Origin of the sequence: Aeromicrobium endophyticum, from assembly GCF_003586285.1 — a bacterium.
Taxonomy (GTDB): Bacteria; Actinomycetota; Actinomycetes; order Propionibacteriales; family Nocardioidaceae; genus Aeromicrobium; species Aeromicrobium endophyticum.
The window spans coordinates 944,753-961,047 of sequence record NZ_QUBR01000002.1; the positions used below are offsets into that span (position 1 = coordinate 944,753).

The 16,295-nt window shown below is 65.8% G+C and carries 20 protein-coding genes; 15 read left to right on the plus strand and 5 right to left on the minus strand.

Annotated elements, in window-relative coordinates:
- Window positions 1–9: 9 nt before the first annotated feature.
- Complete coding sequence (locus DX116_RS15125) at window positions 10–717, plus strand: DUF4191 domain-containing protein (protein ID WP_119705057.1); 708 nt, start codon at window positions 10–12, stop codon at window positions 715–717.
- A 165-nt stretch (window positions 718–882) separates the two neighbouring features.
- Here the strand turns inward: DX116_RS15125 and DX116_RS15130 are convergent, their stop codons facing one another.
- Entirely contained in the window at window positions 883–1,254 is a 372-nt protein-coding gene (locus DX116_RS15130; protein ID WP_119705058.1) for an RDD family protein, read from the minus strand.
- 176 nt (window positions 1,255–1,430) lie between these two features.
- Here DX116_RS15130 and glnA point away from each other — a divergent pair, with 176 nt between their 5' ends.
- From glnA to DX116_RS15155, 5 genes are all read left to right on the plus strand, one after another.
- Window positions 1,431–2,852, plus strand: a complete 1,422-nt coding sequence (gene glnA / locus DX116_RS15135; RefSeq protein WP_056609447.1) for a type I glutamate--ammonia ligase — start codon at window positions 1,431–1,433, stop codon at window positions 2,850–2,852.
- Between the two features lie 318 nt (window positions 2,853–3,170).
- On the plus strand, window positions 3,171–3,377 hold the full coding sequence (locus DX116_RS15140) for a hypothetical protein (RefSeq protein ID WP_119705059.1): 207 nt from the start codon (window positions 3,171–3,173) through the stop codon (window positions 3,375–3,377).
- 5 nt (window positions 3,378–3,382) lie between these two features.
- Window positions 3,383–3,943, plus strand: coding sequence for a hypothetical protein (locus tag DX116_RS15145; RefSeq protein WP_147393681.1), 561 nt, complete (start codon window positions 3,383–3,385; stop codon window positions 3,941–3,943).
- A gap of 117 nt (window positions 3,944–4,060) precedes the next feature.
- Complete coding sequence (locus DX116_RS15150) at window positions 4,061–4,648, plus strand: hypothetical protein (protein ID WP_147393682.1); 588 nt, start codon at window positions 4,061–4,063, stop codon at window positions 4,646–4,648.
- 73 nt (window positions 4,649–4,721) lie between these two features.
- On the plus strand, window positions 4,722–4,979 hold the full coding sequence (locus tag DX116_RS15155) for a hypothetical protein (protein WP_119705062.1): 258 nt from the start codon (window positions 4,722–4,724) through the stop codon (window positions 4,977–4,979).
- 43 nt (window positions 4,980–5,022) lie between these two features.
- On the opposite strand, the gene DX116_RS15160 is transcribed toward DX116_RS15155, so the two are convergent.
- Window positions 5,023–6,048: a DUF4365 domain-containing protein gene (locus DX116_RS15160; RefSeq protein WP_119705063.1), complete on the minus strand. Its 1,026-nt coding sequence runs from the start codon at window positions 6,046–6,048 to the stop codon at window positions 5,023–5,025.
- 167 nt (window positions 6,049–6,215) lie between these two features.
- Between DX116_RS15160 and DX116_RS19780 the strand changes: the two genes are divergently transcribed.
- From DX116_RS19780 to DX116_RS15195, 8 genes are all read left to right on the plus strand, one after another.
- Window positions 6,216–6,704: a hypothetical protein gene (locus tag DX116_RS19780; protein WP_147393683.1), complete on the plus strand. Its 489-nt coding sequence runs from the start codon at window positions 6,216–6,218 to the stop codon at window positions 6,702–6,704.
- Window positions 6,701–7,561, plus strand: a complete 861-nt coding sequence (locus tag DX116_RS15165) for a hypothetical protein (RefSeq protein ID WP_119705064.1) — start codon at window positions 6,701–6,703, stop codon at window positions 7,559–7,561. The genes DX116_RS19780 and DX116_RS15165 overlap by 4 nt, the downstream gene beginning before the upstream one ends.
- A complete protein-coding gene (locus DX116_RS15170; RefSeq protein ID WP_119705065.1) occupies window positions 7,558–8,142 on the plus strand; it encodes a holo-ACP synthase in 585 nt (194 codons plus the stop codon). Before DX116_RS15165 ends, DX116_RS15170 begins: the two co-directional genes overlap by 4 nt.
- 84 nt (window positions 8,143–8,226) lie before the next feature.
- Entirely contained in the window at window positions 8,227–8,721 is a 495-nt protein-coding gene (locus tag DX116_RS15175; protein WP_119705669.1) for a helix-turn-helix domain-containing protein, read from the plus strand.
- A 53-nt stretch (window positions 8,722–8,774) separates the two neighbouring features.
- A complete protein-coding gene (locus tag DX116_RS15180) occupies window positions 8,775–10,214 on the plus strand; it encodes an ImmA/IrrE family metallo-endopeptidase (protein ID WP_158592010.1) in 1,440 nt (479 codons plus the stop codon).
- 170 nt (window positions 10,215–10,384) lie between these two features.
- Window positions 10,385–10,915, plus strand: coding sequence for a C1 family peptidase (locus DX116_RS15185; RefSeq protein ID WP_158592011.1), 531 nt, complete (start codon window positions 10,385–10,387; stop codon window positions 10,913–10,915).
- Between the two features lie 16 nt (window positions 10,916–10,931).
- Complete coding sequence (locus DX116_RS15190) at window positions 10,932–11,819, plus strand: nucleoside triphosphate pyrophosphohydrolase family protein (protein ID WP_119705068.1); 888 nt, start codon at window positions 10,932–10,934, stop codon at window positions 11,817–11,819.
- 105 nt (window positions 11,820–11,924) lie between these two features.
- A complete protein-coding gene (locus tag DX116_RS15195) occupies window positions 11,925–12,533 on the plus strand; it encodes a dTMP kinase (protein WP_119705069.1) in 609 nt (202 codons plus the stop codon).
- Window positions 12,534–12,583: 50 nt separating this feature from the next.
- On the opposite strand, the gene DX116_RS15200 is transcribed toward DX116_RS15195, so the two are convergent.
- The 3 genes from DX116_RS15200 to DX116_RS15210 form a co-directional block, all read right to left on the minus strand.
- A complete protein-coding gene (locus DX116_RS15200; RefSeq protein WP_119705070.1) occupies window positions 12,584–13,585 on the minus strand; it encodes a nucleotide kinase domain-containing protein in 1,002 nt (333 codons plus the stop codon).
- Between the two features lie 141 nt (window positions 13,586–13,726).
- Window positions 13,727–15,006, minus strand: a protein-coding gene (locus DX116_RS15205) for an IS3 family transposase (RefSeq protein WP_119705670.1) whose coding sequence is annotated in 2 segments (ribosomal slippage) — window positions 13,727–14,733 and window positions 14,733–15,006 — 1,281 coding nt in all. Because the reading frame shifts where the segments join, the coding sequence is not laid out codon by codon here.
- 144 nt (window positions 15,007–15,150) lie between these two features.
- Window positions 15,151–15,594, minus strand: coding sequence for a sulfate permease (locus DX116_RS15210; protein WP_199716092.1), 444 nt, complete (start codon window positions 15,592–15,594; stop codon window positions 15,151–15,153).
- Between the two features lie 231 nt (window positions 15,595–15,825).
- Between DX116_RS15210 and DX116_RS20520 the strand changes: the two genes are divergently transcribed.
- Complete coding sequence (locus DX116_RS20520; RefSeq protein ID WP_199716093.1) at window positions 15,826–16,053, plus strand: AlbA family DNA-binding domain-containing protein; 228 nt, start codon at window positions 15,826–15,828, stop codon at window positions 16,051–16,053.
- Window positions 16,054–16,295: the final 242 nt, after the last annotated feature.

Here is a 16,295-nt window from a genome sequence, read left to right on the forward strand (position 1 = left end):
CTGCACCACATGTCCAACCCCGTCCCCGCCCCCGCCAAGGGGCGCCTCGGCCAGATGCGCCAGGCGTACCAGATCACCAAGCGCAGCGACCGCAACATCGGTCTGATCCTGCTGCTGACCTTCCTCGTCGTGGGAGGGGTGTTCGGGGCGCTCGGCTACCTGCTGTTCGGCCACGGCTGGATCGGGCTGACGATCACCATCGTGTTCGCGCTGCTCACGGGCATCCTGGGTGTGCTGATCGTCTTCGGCCGCCGCGCCGAGAAGGCGGCCTACGCCCAGGTCGAGGGCCAGCGTGGCGCGGCCGCGGGAGCGCTGCAGATGCTGCGCCGTGGCTGGGAGGTCAAGCCGGCCGTGTCGTTCAACAAGAACCAGGACGTCGTGCACCGCGTCGTCGGTCGTCCCGGCATCGTGCTGGTCGGCGAGGGCAACCCCAACGCCGTGCGCGGCCTGCTGGCCTCCGAGGTCAAGAAGCACGCCCGCGTGGGCGGCGAGAGCGTGCCGGTCACGGGCATCATCGTCGGCAAGGACGACGGCCAGGTGCCGCTGACCAAGCTCGTCAAGCACATCAACAAGCTGCCCAAGAAGATCAAGCCGGCGCAGATGACCGACCTGGTCTACAAGCTCAAGGCGCTCGACGCGATGCGTCCCGCCGCCCCCATGCCGCGGGGCCCCGTGCCCACCAGCATGAAGGGCAACCGCAAGGCGATGCGCGGCTGACCGACGCCGCCTGCGGCGTCACGTCGGCCGCGCGCCAGGGGGCGGAGCGACCGTGAGCGTCTCGCGGCGAAGCCGCCAGTGCGCGAGGCGTGGTGAGCGATCCGGCTTGCATCAGGCCCCTTCGCTCCGCTCACGGTCGGCCGCAAGCGGCCTCCCTAGGGGCCGTCAGGCCTTGACGACGCGGGAGCCGGCCGCGAGGTCGTGGATGCCGCGCTTGTCGTCGGTCATCACGATCGCCGGCAGCACCAGGCACAGCAGCAGCGTGCGCAGGATCGCGCGCGGCACGCCGATCGGACGTCCGTCGGGGTTCTCGATGCGCATGCCCAGCAGGCGCTTGCCGATCGAGCAGCCGACCAGGCCCGTCAGCAGACCGACCTCGAGCACGAAGAAGCCGATGATGATGAACGTCTGGCTGGGGTCCTCGTCGAGCGGTGCCGGCGGGTAGCGCACGCCGGCGAGCGTCACGGCGCTGAACGCGGCGATGATCCAGTCGATCAGCAGGGCTCCGAGGCGACGCATCAGCGAGGGGATCTCCACCCTGCGACCCTACCGACAGCCCGCCACCTCTGGCCGGACGGGCACTTGTAACACGTTCGAAACAATGCCGACTCCGACGGGAAACTGCCCGCTCCTACCGTGACGATACGGTGCAGTGACGCACTTTCCTGCCGGTTCGACAACGAAAGGCCGCCAGCCGCGGTCTAGGAGGCCACATGTTCGGCAATGCCGACGAGCTGTTCAAGTTCATCAAGGACGAGGGCGTCGAGTACCTCGACGTCCGCTTCACCGACCTGCCGGGCATCCAGCAGCAGGTCACGCTTCCGGCGTCGACGTTCGACGCCGACATGGTCGAGAGCGGCGTGGCGTTCGACGGTTCGTCGATCCGCGGCTTCCAGACCATCGACCAGTCCGACATGGTGCTGTTCCCCGACATCAAGACGGCCTACGTCGACCCGTTCAAGGCCCGCAAGACCATCGCGATGGACTTCTTCGTCCACGACCCGATCACGGGCGAGGCCTACTCGCGCGACCCGCGCAACATCGCTCGCAAGGCCGAGGCCTACCTCGCCACCACGGGCATCGGCGACACCGCTTTCTTCGCCCCCGAGGCCGAGTTCTACATCTTCGACCGGGTCAACTACGGCACGGCCGCCAACAAGTCGTTCTACGAGATCCAGTCGTCCGAGGCCGCCTGGTCCACCGGCGACAGCATCGACGACAACCGCGGCTACCAGGTGCGCTACAAGGGTGGCTACTTCCCCGTCGCGCCGACCGACAAGACCGCCGACCTGCGCAACGACATGATGACCAACCTGACGAATGCCGGTCTGGTGCTCGAGCGCGGTCACCACGAGGTCGGCACGTCGGGTCAGGCCGAGATCAACTACAAGTTCGACACGCTGCTCAAGGCGGCCGACGACGTCATGAAGTTCAAGTACATCGTCCGCAACACGGCATGGGCCAACGACAAGACCGTCACGTTCATGCCGAAGCCGATCTTCGGCGACAACGGCTCGGGCATGCACGTGCACCAGTCGATCTGGAACGACGGCAAGCCGCTGTTCTACGACGAGTCGGGCTACGGCGGACTGTCGGACCTCGCGCGTCACTACATCGGCGGCATCCTGAAGCACGCGCCGTCGCTGCTCGCGTTCACCAACCCGTCGGTCAACTCGTACCGTCGCCTGGTGCCGGGCTTCGAGGCCCCCATCGCGCTGGTCTACTCGGCGCGCAACCGCTCGGCGTGCGTCCGCATCCCGATCACGGGCTCGAACCCGAAGGCCAAGCGCATCGAGTTCCGCTGCCCCGACCCGTCGGCCAACCCGTACCTCGCCTTCTCGGCGCTGCTGATGGCCGGCCTCGACGGCATCAAGAACAAGATCGAGCCGGCTGCTCCGATCGACAAGAACATCTACGAGCTGCCGCCGGAGGAGTACGACGCCATCAACATGGTGCCGACCTCGCTCAACGCCGTCCTCGACTCCCTCGAGGCCGACCACGAGTTCCTCACCGCCGGTGACGTGTTCACGCCCGACCTGATCGAGACGTGGATCGACTACAAGCGCACCGAGGAGATCCTGCCGGTGCAGCTGCGGCCGCACCCGCACGAGTTCGAGCTGTACTACGACATCTAATCGGAGGCTTTTCAGCCTCTGTCGATAGTTGCCGAAAACGGCGGCTGACCTGCGGAAACGTCTTTCGACGTCTTCCAGCGTCAGCCGCCGTTTTTCGTTGGTTAGTGTAACCAGTGTGTAACCAGCAGCGCAGGGGAACTCCGTTGCACTGCCGACAGACGTACTGCGCCATTGACCTGTCCGGTGAAACGCCCCGCGTAGGTATCTCATGCGGACACGATGCGCCTCGATGTGGGTCTCGATGTAGGTCTCGTTGCGGGCGTCAGTACGTCGGTTGTCGGTGGTGCCGTCCACACTGGAGTCCAGGAGGTAACAACCATGACTCAGTCGAATCGGAACAGCGGTAAGTCCTGGTCGGCCCAGGACAAGAAGGACCTGAAGCGCCTCGCGGGCGAGAACACCCCGACGCGCGTCATCGGGCTCAAGCTCGGTCGCACCGAGGACGCGGTGCGGTCACAGGCGTCGAAGCATGACGTGTCGCTGAAGCCCACCAACCAGTCGCCGTACAACCGGCGCAAGAAGTAGCACCCGTGATCGCGCAGGCAGATCCGACCCCGTTGGCAGACTCGGACCTGAACCCGGACTTGGAAGTCCGCCAGTGGCTATTCGAGAACCTCGCCCACATTGAGTCCCAGGTGGTGCGGTACCCGCCACAGCCGGTTGTGGATGCGCTCGCGGGCCTGCGCCTGCCGGCTGCCTTCGACGTCGGATGGTCCCAGGTCGACCACGACCACCGCTCGGGGAAGACCACCTGGACCTGCACCCTCGCGACCGCGCAGCACCTGATCGACGTCACCGCCGAGGCACAGCGTCAGGACGACCACCTGTGGACCGGCAACAAGACCGGCAAGGAGACGGTCTACCAGCGTGAGCCCATCGTGACGGTTAAGGTCTCGCGACTGGACGATGTCTGTGTCCTCGCGCTGAAGATCGAGGGTTCCGATGAGTCGTCGAACTATGCGGCGCCTCGCCAGACCTGGACGTTCTCGTTCACCGAGGGCGAGCCTCGCGAGTACGCCGTCGGCAACCGCGACGACGCGGCAACGCGCGCAGTCGAGGCGCTGTGCCGCCGGCTGGCGGCGAACATCTGACCACCGGCACCTGGACAGGCTGCAGTGAACATGTACAGCCCCCTGACACTCACCCGCGTGGCGTGGGTCCCGTGGAGCTGGGACCCGGACGAGGCACGTGCGGCTCACCAACGCTCGATGGACTGGGCACTTGAGCAGGCCGCCGCGGCGGGCGCCACGCCGGTCCTGCGCGTGCACTCCCACGCCCACGACTGGACCCACCGAACGAGCAGCCACGCCCGCTACGCGCAGGTGGCCACCGTGGTCACCGATCGCGGGCGCGGCGCACGGGGCCCGACGCTGGTCCCCGGCGCGCACTCGATGGGTCTGGTCGCGGGTGGCATGCGCTGTGCCAACGGGTTTGCTCTTGTGGTGGAAGAGCACCCTGCGCTTCCCCTCGCCGGATGGGCGGCCGAACTCGGCGCCGTGAATCTGCGAACCGGCGAACCCGCAGAGGACCATAGAAACCCTGAGCTCGTCGAGCGGGTGAGAGCCCTTGCCTCCTCCCTGTACAACGGCTGGTCCAGCCTCCCTGGCAGCGCTGCCGCGAAGCATCGGATGCCTGAACTCGCAGCAGCCGGCTTGACCTTGGCCGACTTCGTCGGAACGCTCCTCGCGATCGCGCCGCAGCACGTCGATGAGAAAGGCATGCTGAAGTGGGCACCAGCGCAGTGGAAGACCGAAACCGAGACCCGCCTAGCCCGCAACACGGACACGGCCCGCTGACAATGCCCGCGGGGTGGGTGGCTCTGAACCTGTCGTCCGGACCTGCCGGCACTCCCGTCTACTCTCAAGAACCATGGGGACCTACCAACTGCGTGCACCCGCCCAGGCGATCCAGTACGCCCGCAGCGTCAACGAAGCCGAGATCGCCGAACTCGTCAAGGGAACCGGTGCCGGGAGCTACTCCAACGCGCGCGGCCCGCTCGAGGTGACCAATCTGAACGGTCGCGTCGACCGCGTCGTGGTCGAGGCCGGCGAGTGGGTGGTGAAGCTCGGCCATGGTTTCACCGTCCTCAGCAACGCAGAGTTCCAGGCACTGTTCATCGCCGAGTAGCCCCATAAAGTGGTGTTGGGCTGACCGGCGCGACAGGAGCGCCTCAGATGTCGAACTCCACCCCGCCTTCATTCATCACGCTGAGGAGCTCCACGGTCTCGAAGGTGTCCGCCCAGCGATCCACCGAGGTCAGGACGACCCGCGCTTCGTCGAAGGGCAGGTCCCACTCGGTGTAGACCGCGGCCAGGAGATGTCCTGAGAGGTAGGCGATGTTGGGGTCGCCGGTGCTGCGGTAGACCTCGCACAGCTGATCGGTGGCGCCGGGTTGGCGCACGAGGCACTCGTAGAGATGGCGCATCGATGTGCGTGCCGCTTCCTTCGTGCCGAGGCGCCTGAGTCCAGGTTCGTTGTGATCGTCGGTGTCCCAGCTCCACAGACGCGTCAGGAGGATGTCGAGCAGGGCGGCATCAAAGGGCTCGCGGGCTAGGACGTCTGGAGCCAGCCTGACCAGATGTTCCAGCGCTAGCGAGGTGGCGGCACGGTCCAGCTGGGTCAGGCGCAACCTGAGCAGGCGCGCGACCCGCGGGTCGTCGGGCAACGACCTGGCCGCCACGACTGCGGTGACCTGCCGCGTCGCATCGTCGGAGAGCAGGTCCAGCAGGTCGCGGGTGGCGTGGCGTCGCTCGCAGGCCTCACGCATCGCTGCTGGGAAGCTCATGTCAAGGGGTTCGGCCGTGGCGACACTCGCGCCTGGCCCGTTGGTCCGCGTCGTCTCGTCCAGCGCCTCTTCGTTGAGGGTCTGGGTGAGGTCTGCCCAGTAGCCGCGCTCCCCGTCGTGCACGACCCCGAAAACCGGGAGGGTGTGGTCGCGCCAGTAGACGCGATGGTTCCCGATCACGATCCGCCGATGATGCGACGATCCGCCCTTGACCTGCACCGCGGCCATGTAGGGCTCCACGCTGTGCTCGTTGGTCAACGCGACGAACAGGTCGAGGCCGTCATCGAAGCTTGAAGGGACCTCGACGACCTTGCATCCCGCGGCGAGAAGGACGTCCTCGGCGGCACGAAGAGCCCGTCGCTCAGCCAGATACTGCTCGCCGCGGTGCCCAGGCAGCCCGTTAGTCCCCATGGGACAACTCTGACCGACCCAGTCGCGACCCGCGTCGTTAGGGACCTTCCCTGACCACCTTCGGTGTCTACTGCTCGGCCGGCGCTGTCCGGTTCACAACTGACTCACGGTGAGAGGTAAGCGCAACCTCCTTGACTTCAATGTCGGAAAATGCGACATTTGATGTCATGGCATCGAACGTGGGTAGCGGAGGAACGGGACAGGGGTCACCCTTTTTCCCGTCGCCGGCGCCTGCGCCGGCAGCACCTCCGGCTTCGCCGACCGGTACGACTCCCAGTACAACGACCGGTTCGACCGGGACAGCCAAGCCTCCAACCTCGCTCAAGGCCCGCGTCGCCGCTGTCCCCGGCCTGGACCCCGCCCACCTGAAGGCCGCGGGGCAGCCCGAGCTCCAGCAGGTTCTCGAATCGCTTCTCGGAGCGCTCAAGAACCTCTCCGACGCCGATCTTCAGCTCGGCGAGAAGCATGGCGACGGGAGCCTGCGCATCACCAGTCACCTCGCCGTGTGGCTGATCGGGAAGGTGACCGACGCCTACGGCAGCAAGCTCGTCCGACTGTCCAAGGTGACAGATCGGGAGAGCCTGCGCAGCATCTCCGGGCTCGCCAACCTATTGACCAACGCCATCGCCAACAAGCAGGGAGTCACCACCGCGTGAGCGACTACATCGAACCGGCCGAATCCGTCAGCGAGGCCTGGCTGCGGACCCTCGAGCACGTCCAGGAAGTGGGCGGATACGCCATCAACGTCATGAGCACGGTGACCAACCCACTCGCACCCGAAGACCCGCGCATCCGGGCTGCGGTCGATGCGGTCCTCGACGGCGGGAACCGTGCGGGCACTCGCGTCCAAGAAGTCGACACCGTCGCCGGCACGATCTTCCCCTCCGACCTCTTCGTCGACCCGCACCTGGTCTACTCCTCGGCCCTGGAAGCGGCAGACAAGGAGACGCTCGACCTCGCGGCCAGCGACCTGTACGAGGCCTACCTCGACATGCTGCCGATCCTGCTCACTGACCCAGCTAACGCTCGGGGGACTTACTTCGGCCGCATGATCAGCTGGCCCGGGAAGACCGGCGGTGGCCGCAATCAGCTCGCGGATCGCGTCACGACCTTGCGACGAGCGCACGATCTCAACCAACGCAAACGCAACCTCGAAGACATCGTCATCGGCGGCGAGGGCGAGGGCCTCATCGAGGACTCCCTCGCAGGGGTGCAGGTCTACGCGGCCAGTGACCGCCGCTCGCGTGGATTCCCGTGCCTGGTGCACATCGACCTGACCGTCTTCGATGGTCGCCTGAGCATGGCGGCGGTCTACCGGCACCAGTACCTGGTGACCAAGGCGTACGGCAACCTTCTCGGCCTGAGCCGGCTGCTGTGCTTCTTGGCCCAACAGTCCGGCTACGCGGTGGGCGAGCTTGTCGTCCACGCCACCATGGCCGACACCGAACAGGGCACCTATACCAAGGCCGGTCTCACCGAGCTAATCACCGCAGCGCGGACGGCAACCGCATGACCTCCCTCCCGAACCCAGCCGTCGCCAGTTCAGCGCTTGGCGTCGAGAAGGGTGTCGAGTTGGGTGCCGGGGTCGAGGAGTGGGTCGAGACCGAGTTCGCGGGCCTGGCCGGAGCCAGCCTCGGCGCCAGAGTAGGGGTCGACGTGCTGCTCGGGGTGGGGGTCGACATGGTGGACGCCGGGCAGCTCGCCGAGATGATCGAGTCGTCGGGATCGTCCTTCATGGACTTGTGCTGGACCCCGTCCGAGCAGGGCTATTGCGCGGGATCGATCCCCCGGTTGGCGGCCCGGTGGGCGGCCAAGGAAGCGACGATGAAGGCTCTTGGGCGTGGGATCGGCGAGATCGACCCCATCGATATCGAAGTGGTCTCGATCGAGGGTGAGCCTCCGCTCCTTGAGCTGCATGGGAGCGCTCGGGCCATCGCCCGAGAGCGGTGGGTGAGGCGTGTCGCGTTGTCGCTTACTCACGAGGGCACCTTCGCAGTCGCATTCGTCGTGGTTGTGGGCGAAGCGGTTGATCCCGTGACAGGCACCGCAACAGGGGTCGGCATCGGCACACCCGTGGGTTCGCGAAGGCGGTGAGGAATCGGATATCCGGTGCGGCTCATCGCAGCCGTGTGACAAAGGACGGGTCTGAAATGCTGAACAGAAAGGATGGGCTCACTGATGGTGGACCACCACGCCGGCGAGAGCAGCGGCAAGGCCGAGAAGACGGTTGCGGGCAAGGGTGCGGGCAGGGTTGAGCAGATCGAAGTCGCCCATCGTCTGCGCTCCGCGCGCGAAACCCTGGGCCTGACTCAAGAAGATGTGGCATCGGCACTCGGTATCCCCCGCACAAGCGTGATCGCCATGGAGGCGGGGAAGCGAAACGTCACTGCGCTGGAGCTCCGGCGGCTGGCTCGTCTGTATCAGCGCGAGGTTGCCTGGCTCCTGGGAGAAGGCCCCGAGACGGTCGACGAGGGCAGCGCCGAGAATCAGGCTCTGTTCCGGGCTACCGCCAACCTGTCGGAGGAAGACAAGGAACAGGTACTCCGGTTCGCGCAGTTCCTGGCCGCAGGTGAGGCGCCTCCAGGTCTGCGGAACAGAGTCGGCAGCCCGCCCCCGCGACGCACGCGCACCCGAGACGCATCAGCGACGACCGACCCTGGGCCTGGTGAATAGGTATGGCCTCCTTGGCTCGGCGACGGCACGCTCTGCAGGCGGCCGATGAGCTCTTGAACGACCTGGACATCGACCAGGAGGAGCCGATCGACGTCTTCGACATCATCGACCGACTCGGCCTGTGGCTGGTCTTCAACCGCCTGGACTCCCTGCTGGGCGCGACCCTGCCCAAGGGGACCGGCGGCATCATGCTCACGACCCAGCGCGGCCCCTCGGTCCAGCGCTACACCGCCGCCCACGAGATCGGGCACTGGATCCTGGACTTCAACGAGCCGGCGTTCGACACCGACGACGACATCTTCCATCCCACCGCTGACCGCGAACAGCTGGCACAGCTGTTCGCCGGGCAGCTCCTGATGCCGCCACCGCTGGTGTTCGAGACCGGCGCTCGCCACGGGATCTCCTCCGACGCCAGCGCCACCGCGCCCGCGGTCTACCTCACCGCACGCGACATGGGAGCAAGCTACGAGGCCGCCGTTCGACAACTCTCAAACCTGGACATCATCAGCCCCTCCACTCGAGATGGGCTTCTCGCACGCACACCGATGCAGATCAAGACCGAGTTGTGCCACGGCCATCGGCCCCGGGGGCCGGTCGACGTCTGGCCCGTCGACCTCGGAGCGAGCGGCGGCGAGGTCGCGCTCACCGAAGGCGACGAGGTCGTCCTCACGCTGCCGGAGAACCGAACCACCGGATACCGCTGGATGACCCCCGATGAGATCACTGAACGCAGCACGCGTGAGGACAGTCCGCCCCCCGAGCCGTTCGCTTTCGACTTCTCCGCCACCGGGGCTGCACGACCCGCACGAGGGGAAGCCCGGCGGTCGCGCTCGACCGCAGCGGTAAACCGTGCACTGATGCGCGTACCCGGCAATACCGCGGCTCGGCGCCTACTCCACGATCACGGAGGCTCGGGCCACCCCGCCACGTTCGACGCTCGCAACCTGGACGCCGCCGACGGGATCGAGGAGCGCGACCGTGGCGGGGACGACCGACCCGAGATCGGTGAAGCACGATCCGCACTCGAGGTGACGCCGGCCTCCCTGGGGGAGGTCGATGACCGATTCACCGCCGGGTGGGCGCAGGTCCCTCCGTCTCGGGTCCGTGCCGTGCGTCGCGCGATCGCTGGCCGTCGAGACCTGGCGCTGCCTGAATCCCTGAACGGCCACCTGGAGGAAGCGGCCGGCTCATGGACCGCCCTGGACCCCTCGACCATTCCAGCCGCCGCCACCGGTGAGCGACTGGTTGCGCTCCGATCGACCGGCGAGGGATCCCTCGGACTGGATCTGACCTACAGCTTGCCCTTCGATCCGCACGCGCCAGCCGCTGCCACCTTCCACTTAGAGGTGCGGGTGAGCCCGACGCCCCAGGAAGAGCACCGTCGCACGTTTCTGCAGTGGGCCCTGGCCCAACCAGACGACCTGGGTGACCGCGACGACCCGGGCAACGACGGGGCCGGTGGCCGGGGCGGTGACCGGGGTGATCGACGATGACGGCCCAAGGACCGAACGTCTCCACAGCCGGCCAGGCGGCTCGGCAGCCGGTGGATCTGCGACCCCTTGTCTCGAGCATCCTGATGGATCAGGGTGCTCGGCCGGTCTGCGTGCCGTTCGCGTTGAGCTTGGCGCATGAGGCAGTGGCCGCGAGTAACTCGGATCCGGCCATGGCTCCCGAAGCGATCTGGTGGCGCGCGTCGTCGCTCGCACAGGTCTCGGCCGGCGGCATGCTGTTGGAAGATGCTGGTGACGCGCTCACAACGACCGGTCAACCTCCCCTGAAAGACTGGCCCTGGAACCCCCTTCTGGGCGCGGGAACCGAACTCCCGCCGCCCGCAGCCGGCACCTCGCCATGGCGAACCGCCACGATGGAGGAGCTGGCCCTTGCTCACGACGGAGTTGAGGACGATCTCGAGGATGCTCTCGCGGCCGGGAGTCCGGTCATCTTGGTGGTCGAGGTCACCACCGAGTTCGAGAACGCGTCCGCCGAAGGGCTGATCGAGATCCCTGACATCCGCAGCCCCGCGGGCGACTATCACGCCGTCCTCATCGTTGGGGCCACCACTGATCCGGACCACGGCCGCCTGCTCCTGATCCGCAACAGCTGGAGCAAGTACTGGGGCGCCGGAGGCTACGGCTGGCTCCCCACCAACTATCTGATCGCCCATGCCGTCCAAGCCGCCGTCGTCGTGATCTGAGCAGGAGAACCACACCATGAACATTGGCGAGTACCAGCGCCTCACCGCCGAAACAGACGTCCTGGACCCCACCGATCTCGGGCTCCCACTCCTGGGGCTGGCCGGCGAGGTGGGCAACCTCTCGGCCGAGTACAAGAAGCGGCAACGAGACCAGGCTGGATACCGCGCGTTCAGCGAGGAAGTCCACGAAGAACTCGGCGACCTCATCTGGTACGCAGCCGCCCTGGCCCGACGCTGCGATCTCGACCTAGACGAGGTACTAGCCGACAACCTCCGCAAAACCAAGGAACGATTCCTCCGCCCCGACACTCCCCCACCGCACCCGCTCTTCGACGAAGGACGCGACCCTTCCGAGCAGATCCCCCGCAGCTTCGACATCACCTTCGTCGAAACCATCGAGCACGACCGCGGACGCGAGCCCGTGCCGGTTGTGCGGATCTACCGCGGAACCAACGCTGTGGGCGATCCCCTCGATGACAACAGCGACGACAGTGACGACTACCGCTACCACGACGCCCTGCACCTCGGACACCTCGCCGTGCTGGGCTGGTCACCCACGATGCGCGGCCTGCTCGACGTCAAACGCTCCAGCGACCGAGACCTCGACCGAGTCCAGGACGGAGGCCGCTCCGCCGTGGTCGAGGAAGGTCTCACCGCCTACGTCTTCTCCGTCGCCGTTTCGCACAGCCTCTTCGCCACCAGCGACCGCGTTCCGATCGATGTGATCAAAGCCTGCCAGAAGATGACCGCTCATCTCGAAGTCTCCCGGCGCTCTGCTATGGACTGGGAATACGCGATCCTCGCCGGCTACCGCGTCTTCCGCGAACTGCAACACCACCACGGCGGTACCGTCCACGTCGACCTCAACGACCGATCACTGACCTTCACCGCACCGAGGAGCTAGCGATCACGTCCGCAGAGTCCAACCAAAGCCCAGCTACCGATCTCGGGCCACAGCCCTCAACCACAGACCCAAGTCACCGAATCACTAGAAAGGCAGCCGCCCACCATGAGTCCATCGCAGATCAATCTGACTCGCGGCTCGGTAATCGTGTTCGAGGGCCTCGACAAGGCAGGCAAGTCGACACAGCTTGAGCTCCTCCGTGCTCGGGTCTCGACCGAAACCACGCTCTTCACACACATGCCGTCCGGACTCACCGACTTCTCACGCCAGCTCTACGCGCTGCTGGAAACGAACTGTCCCGAGTCGGGACTCGCCCGACAGCTCACCCATCTCGCCAGTCACAGCGAGAACATCTCCAAGATCATCGACGCAGCACGCACCGGCTCGTTGGTCCTAGACCGCTGGTGGTGGTCGACCATGGCCTACGGCTGGTACGGCGGCGACGTCCCCAATACCGGGCTCTCGGAATCCGCGTTCCGCGACCTGATCGACTGCATCTGGGCCCCCGTCACCGCATCAATCGTGTTCCTCTTCCTCACCCCACGCGAGGCCGACCTAAACAACGTCGACGGCGTAGCCGACGGCTACCGCACCCTCGCCGCCCGCCACACGGGCAACGTCGCATACGTGCCCGCGCACAGCCCCGAGGAAACGCACGACTTCATCCTCGAGGCTCTGAGAGATGCCGGTCTGGCCACGGTCCACCACCAGTAGCGAAACCCGGTCGGATGACCCAGCAGAGGACTCCGCGAGCAAGTCAGAGGTCAGGCGATGGCGTGAGCGAGGGCTGCACCGGAATTGCAGGTGGTGTCGAGACCCCACTTGGGCGGAAAGAATGGCGCATTCAAGGCTCCCGCGGCGGCGAACTGCTGCTTGATTCGGGTGCGGTTCCCGACACCGCGTTGCGCGGGGTGAGCCACTCGAGCGTACTTGTCGGTTTCGCAGAACAGGTTCTGGCAGTCAATCAGCTTCAGCGGTCGTCCGAACAGGTCTTGGAAGTCGAAGCCCAGGGACGCTAGTTGGTCGGTCTGGGTGTCAGCCATCCATCGGATCATCGCTTCGGGCGAAAGGCCGGCCGTGTCGGGGAAGCACTTGGCGATCCCACTGCGAGCACCGGGACCGGCTACGACGAAGTCGTCTTCGTCGAAATCAATGAGCGTGGAGTAGTTCAGGTCGACCGTCAACTGATAAGCGAGAAACGGGCCGAGCGAAGGATAGGAACTGATGGTCTCGAATACCTCCCGCAGGGATCCGACTCGCGCCAACTTTCCTGCCAGACCATCGCGCATCATGTGGTCAACCAAAAGCAAGTGGTTGCGGTGCTTTCGGGCCGCCCCGAAGGGCGGCGGCGGGACGATATAAGCCGCCGAGTAGACGCGCTGGCCACGCGCCAGCATGCTGTCGAGCGTTTCGGCGAGGTCTTCGACGTCGAACGAGGCCCAAGTGGCGTCACCGTGGGCTGCTTCGAGCGCGGCCCAGGTGGAGGGCTTGTTGAAGAACCGATACAGGAGGGTGCGAAGCAACAGATCCTCCGGCTGCTGCGACCCAACGTATTGCGCACGGATCAGATCCTGCGACACACGATCGGCGGCGCGGTAAGCATTGGTGAACCTGTACCGAGAGATGATCTCGTCATCGGTCCAAGGTGCTGGCAGGCCAGCCAATCGAGCGTGGTACACCCGCTGACGTTCGGTGGCCACCGTCCAGTAGCTCCGCAGCACCTCCGATGTCGTCACGGTGCGCGAACCGATAGAGATCCTGCTCATCTATGCCTTTCCTCCATGATCAAACCCACACTCTCATGGTGTGCCACCATCGCCACGCACCCACGCACGGAACTGCCGCACGCATAGGTCACAACTGTCACCTAAACGAACGACTGAAGCGCCCCAGGTTCTCGGCCGTTCCTATACGGGGTGCAGCTCTCGGTTGAGGGCTGCGTAGTGGGCTTGCTCGTACTCCACTGGGCTCATCATCTCAATGGTGCTGTGGAGCCTGCGGTTGTTGTACCAATCGACCCAGCCGGCGGTGGCGTACTCGACGTCGGCGATGGTCCGGTAGGGCCCGGCGTGGAAGATCGCGGTGCGGACGCACTCGGTCTTGTAGAGCCCGATGATGCACTCCATCAGCGCGTTGTCGTAGGCATCGCCGACTGATCCGATCGACGGCTTGATTCCTTCGTCAGCGAGGTGATCGGTGAACACGATCGAGGTGTATTGCGACCCGGCGTCCGCGTGACCGATCAGCTCGCCCCGGACCACCGGGTGGCCCTCGCGGCCGCGCTGCCACAGCGCCATCCGCACAGGCACGTCGACCAGCTCGACGGCCTTGGTCGCAGCGACGTTCCACGCCACGATTCGCTGCGCGAAGACGTCGAGGACGAACGCGACGTAGACGAACCCGGCCCAGGTGCGGACGTAGGTGAAGTCCATGACCCAGGTCTGGTTCGGCGCGGCGGCGGTGAAGTCGCGATCGAGCAGGTCCCTGGCCCGCCTGCCGTCCTTACCGGGGATCGTGGTTCGCACACCTTTGGCGCGTCGGATCCCTTGCAGGCCTAGGGATCGCATCGCTCGGTCGACCGATCCGGGTGAAGCTCCGGGGCGGGTGCGGCCCACCAGCGCGGTCATCTTCCGGCGCCCATAGAGCCCTTCGGGCGTCATGCGTCGCGTCCCCTCGTGGTCGATGCGCCAGGCCAGCTCGCGGACCTGGTCGATCACAGCGGCGTCGCTGATCGTGCGCGCAGCGATCGGGTGCTTGGTGCTGGCCCAGGCTCGGTAGGTCCGTGCGGCGATCTGGCAGCCCTGCTCGCGCAAGACCCGACAGACCGACTCGACCGCATGGCCCTCGGACCGCAGCTCGTCGATGAACGCGACGATCAACGGTTGCGGGGGTCGAGCTCCCCGGCGAAGAAAATCGAGGCCCGGCGCAGGATCTCGTTGTCCTCCTCGAGCCGTCGGACCCTCGCCTTCAGGTCCTTGATCTCAGCCAATTCCTCACTGGTGGCTCCCTGACGCAGACCGCCATCGACCTGCGCCTGGACGACCCACCGACGCACAGTCTCCTTCCCCAGACCCTCACGACGGGCCACGACCTCAGCGGCCGCTGTCAACGACGAGTACTCCGGCAAGTGCTCCAGCACCTGCCGCACGCACCGCTCCTTGACCTGCGGATCGATCTTCTTCGGCATGCTGCTCATCCTCCTGGACTCAAACAGGAGCGGCATCAAACCTGGGGCGCTTCACGACTCGCCGGTGGATGCATCTACGGCATCTTCGGTCCTGTACGCACGTAGGCCAAGCACACTGATTGCGAGCACGCGTCCACAGCGACTTCACCGCCGGGATGCTGAGGGCACGTGCCGCAACCTTTCAGAGCTCAGCGGACCATCTGACCATCCGATTCTGCTCCGGCAGCGGCCGACGAGTCTCGGCGCCACTCCAGACAACGCGGATCGGGCCGTGTCGCGCTGTTCGGCGTACTCGTGGACCTTGGTTCGTATCAACAAGACGAGGCTGACTGGCCCCATGAAGGCGAACTTCATCGCGTTCCAGATAAACAGCAGCACAAGTATGTTGAGCCAGCCTGGCCCGCCGTCAGCCAGGAGCGCGGTGCAGATGCTCGCGGCGAACACATACGGGACCGCGATGAGCATGGCTGGGACACCCCACCTGCGGCCCCGGCGGGTGCGGATCGCGTCGAGAGCGATGTTGGTGGGCATGTAGAAGCGCAGGTAATCACGAGTGCCTACGCTCGCCGCCCAAAGAAGCCGGATCATGATGGCGTTCCTCTCTTTCGCACGGATGTGACCGGCGAGGTGGTGCGTTAGAGAGTGACCCGGAGGGTCTGCCGCAAGCGGCGCGTCATGTTGGATATCCAACCTCGATATCGACGATACGCCTGATTGCGGACAGGTGAAGCCCTCACGGGTAGTCAGACGGCATGCACCCTGGTCGGTGAACATTCGAGTGAGACGACCCGATCTGCACGTCGTCCCTAGTCTTGGGCCATGAGTTTTACAGCACTCCACCGGGCGGAGACGAACGACCTGGACTGGAAGTCCGATCTACCGCCCGCGAAAGGGCTCTCGCAGACGGACTTTCCCAAGGACGTGGCCGCGATGGCGAACAGTGCTGGCGGTCTCATCGTCTACGGCGTGCGCGAGTCACAGAAGGCCTGCTGCGGTCGGCGGGCATCGAATGAGCAGCGATGGCTACTTCGAGGGCTCCCAGGTTGAGTCGGCGGCCATCGAGTGCGCTATCGCCGACTTCATGGCGTTGATCCGGGTCACGGCCGCAGCGACCGGCAACGACGAGTACGACGTGCGAGTCGGGATCGGCTGGAGCGGAGGACAACCGCTAGTAATCCTGACAAAGGACAACAGCGGCTTCACCTACGACGGCGTATCAACACCGCTGCATCCAAGACCTCTCCACACTCATCGGCGAACGCGACGAATACACCGACAGCGTGACCCTC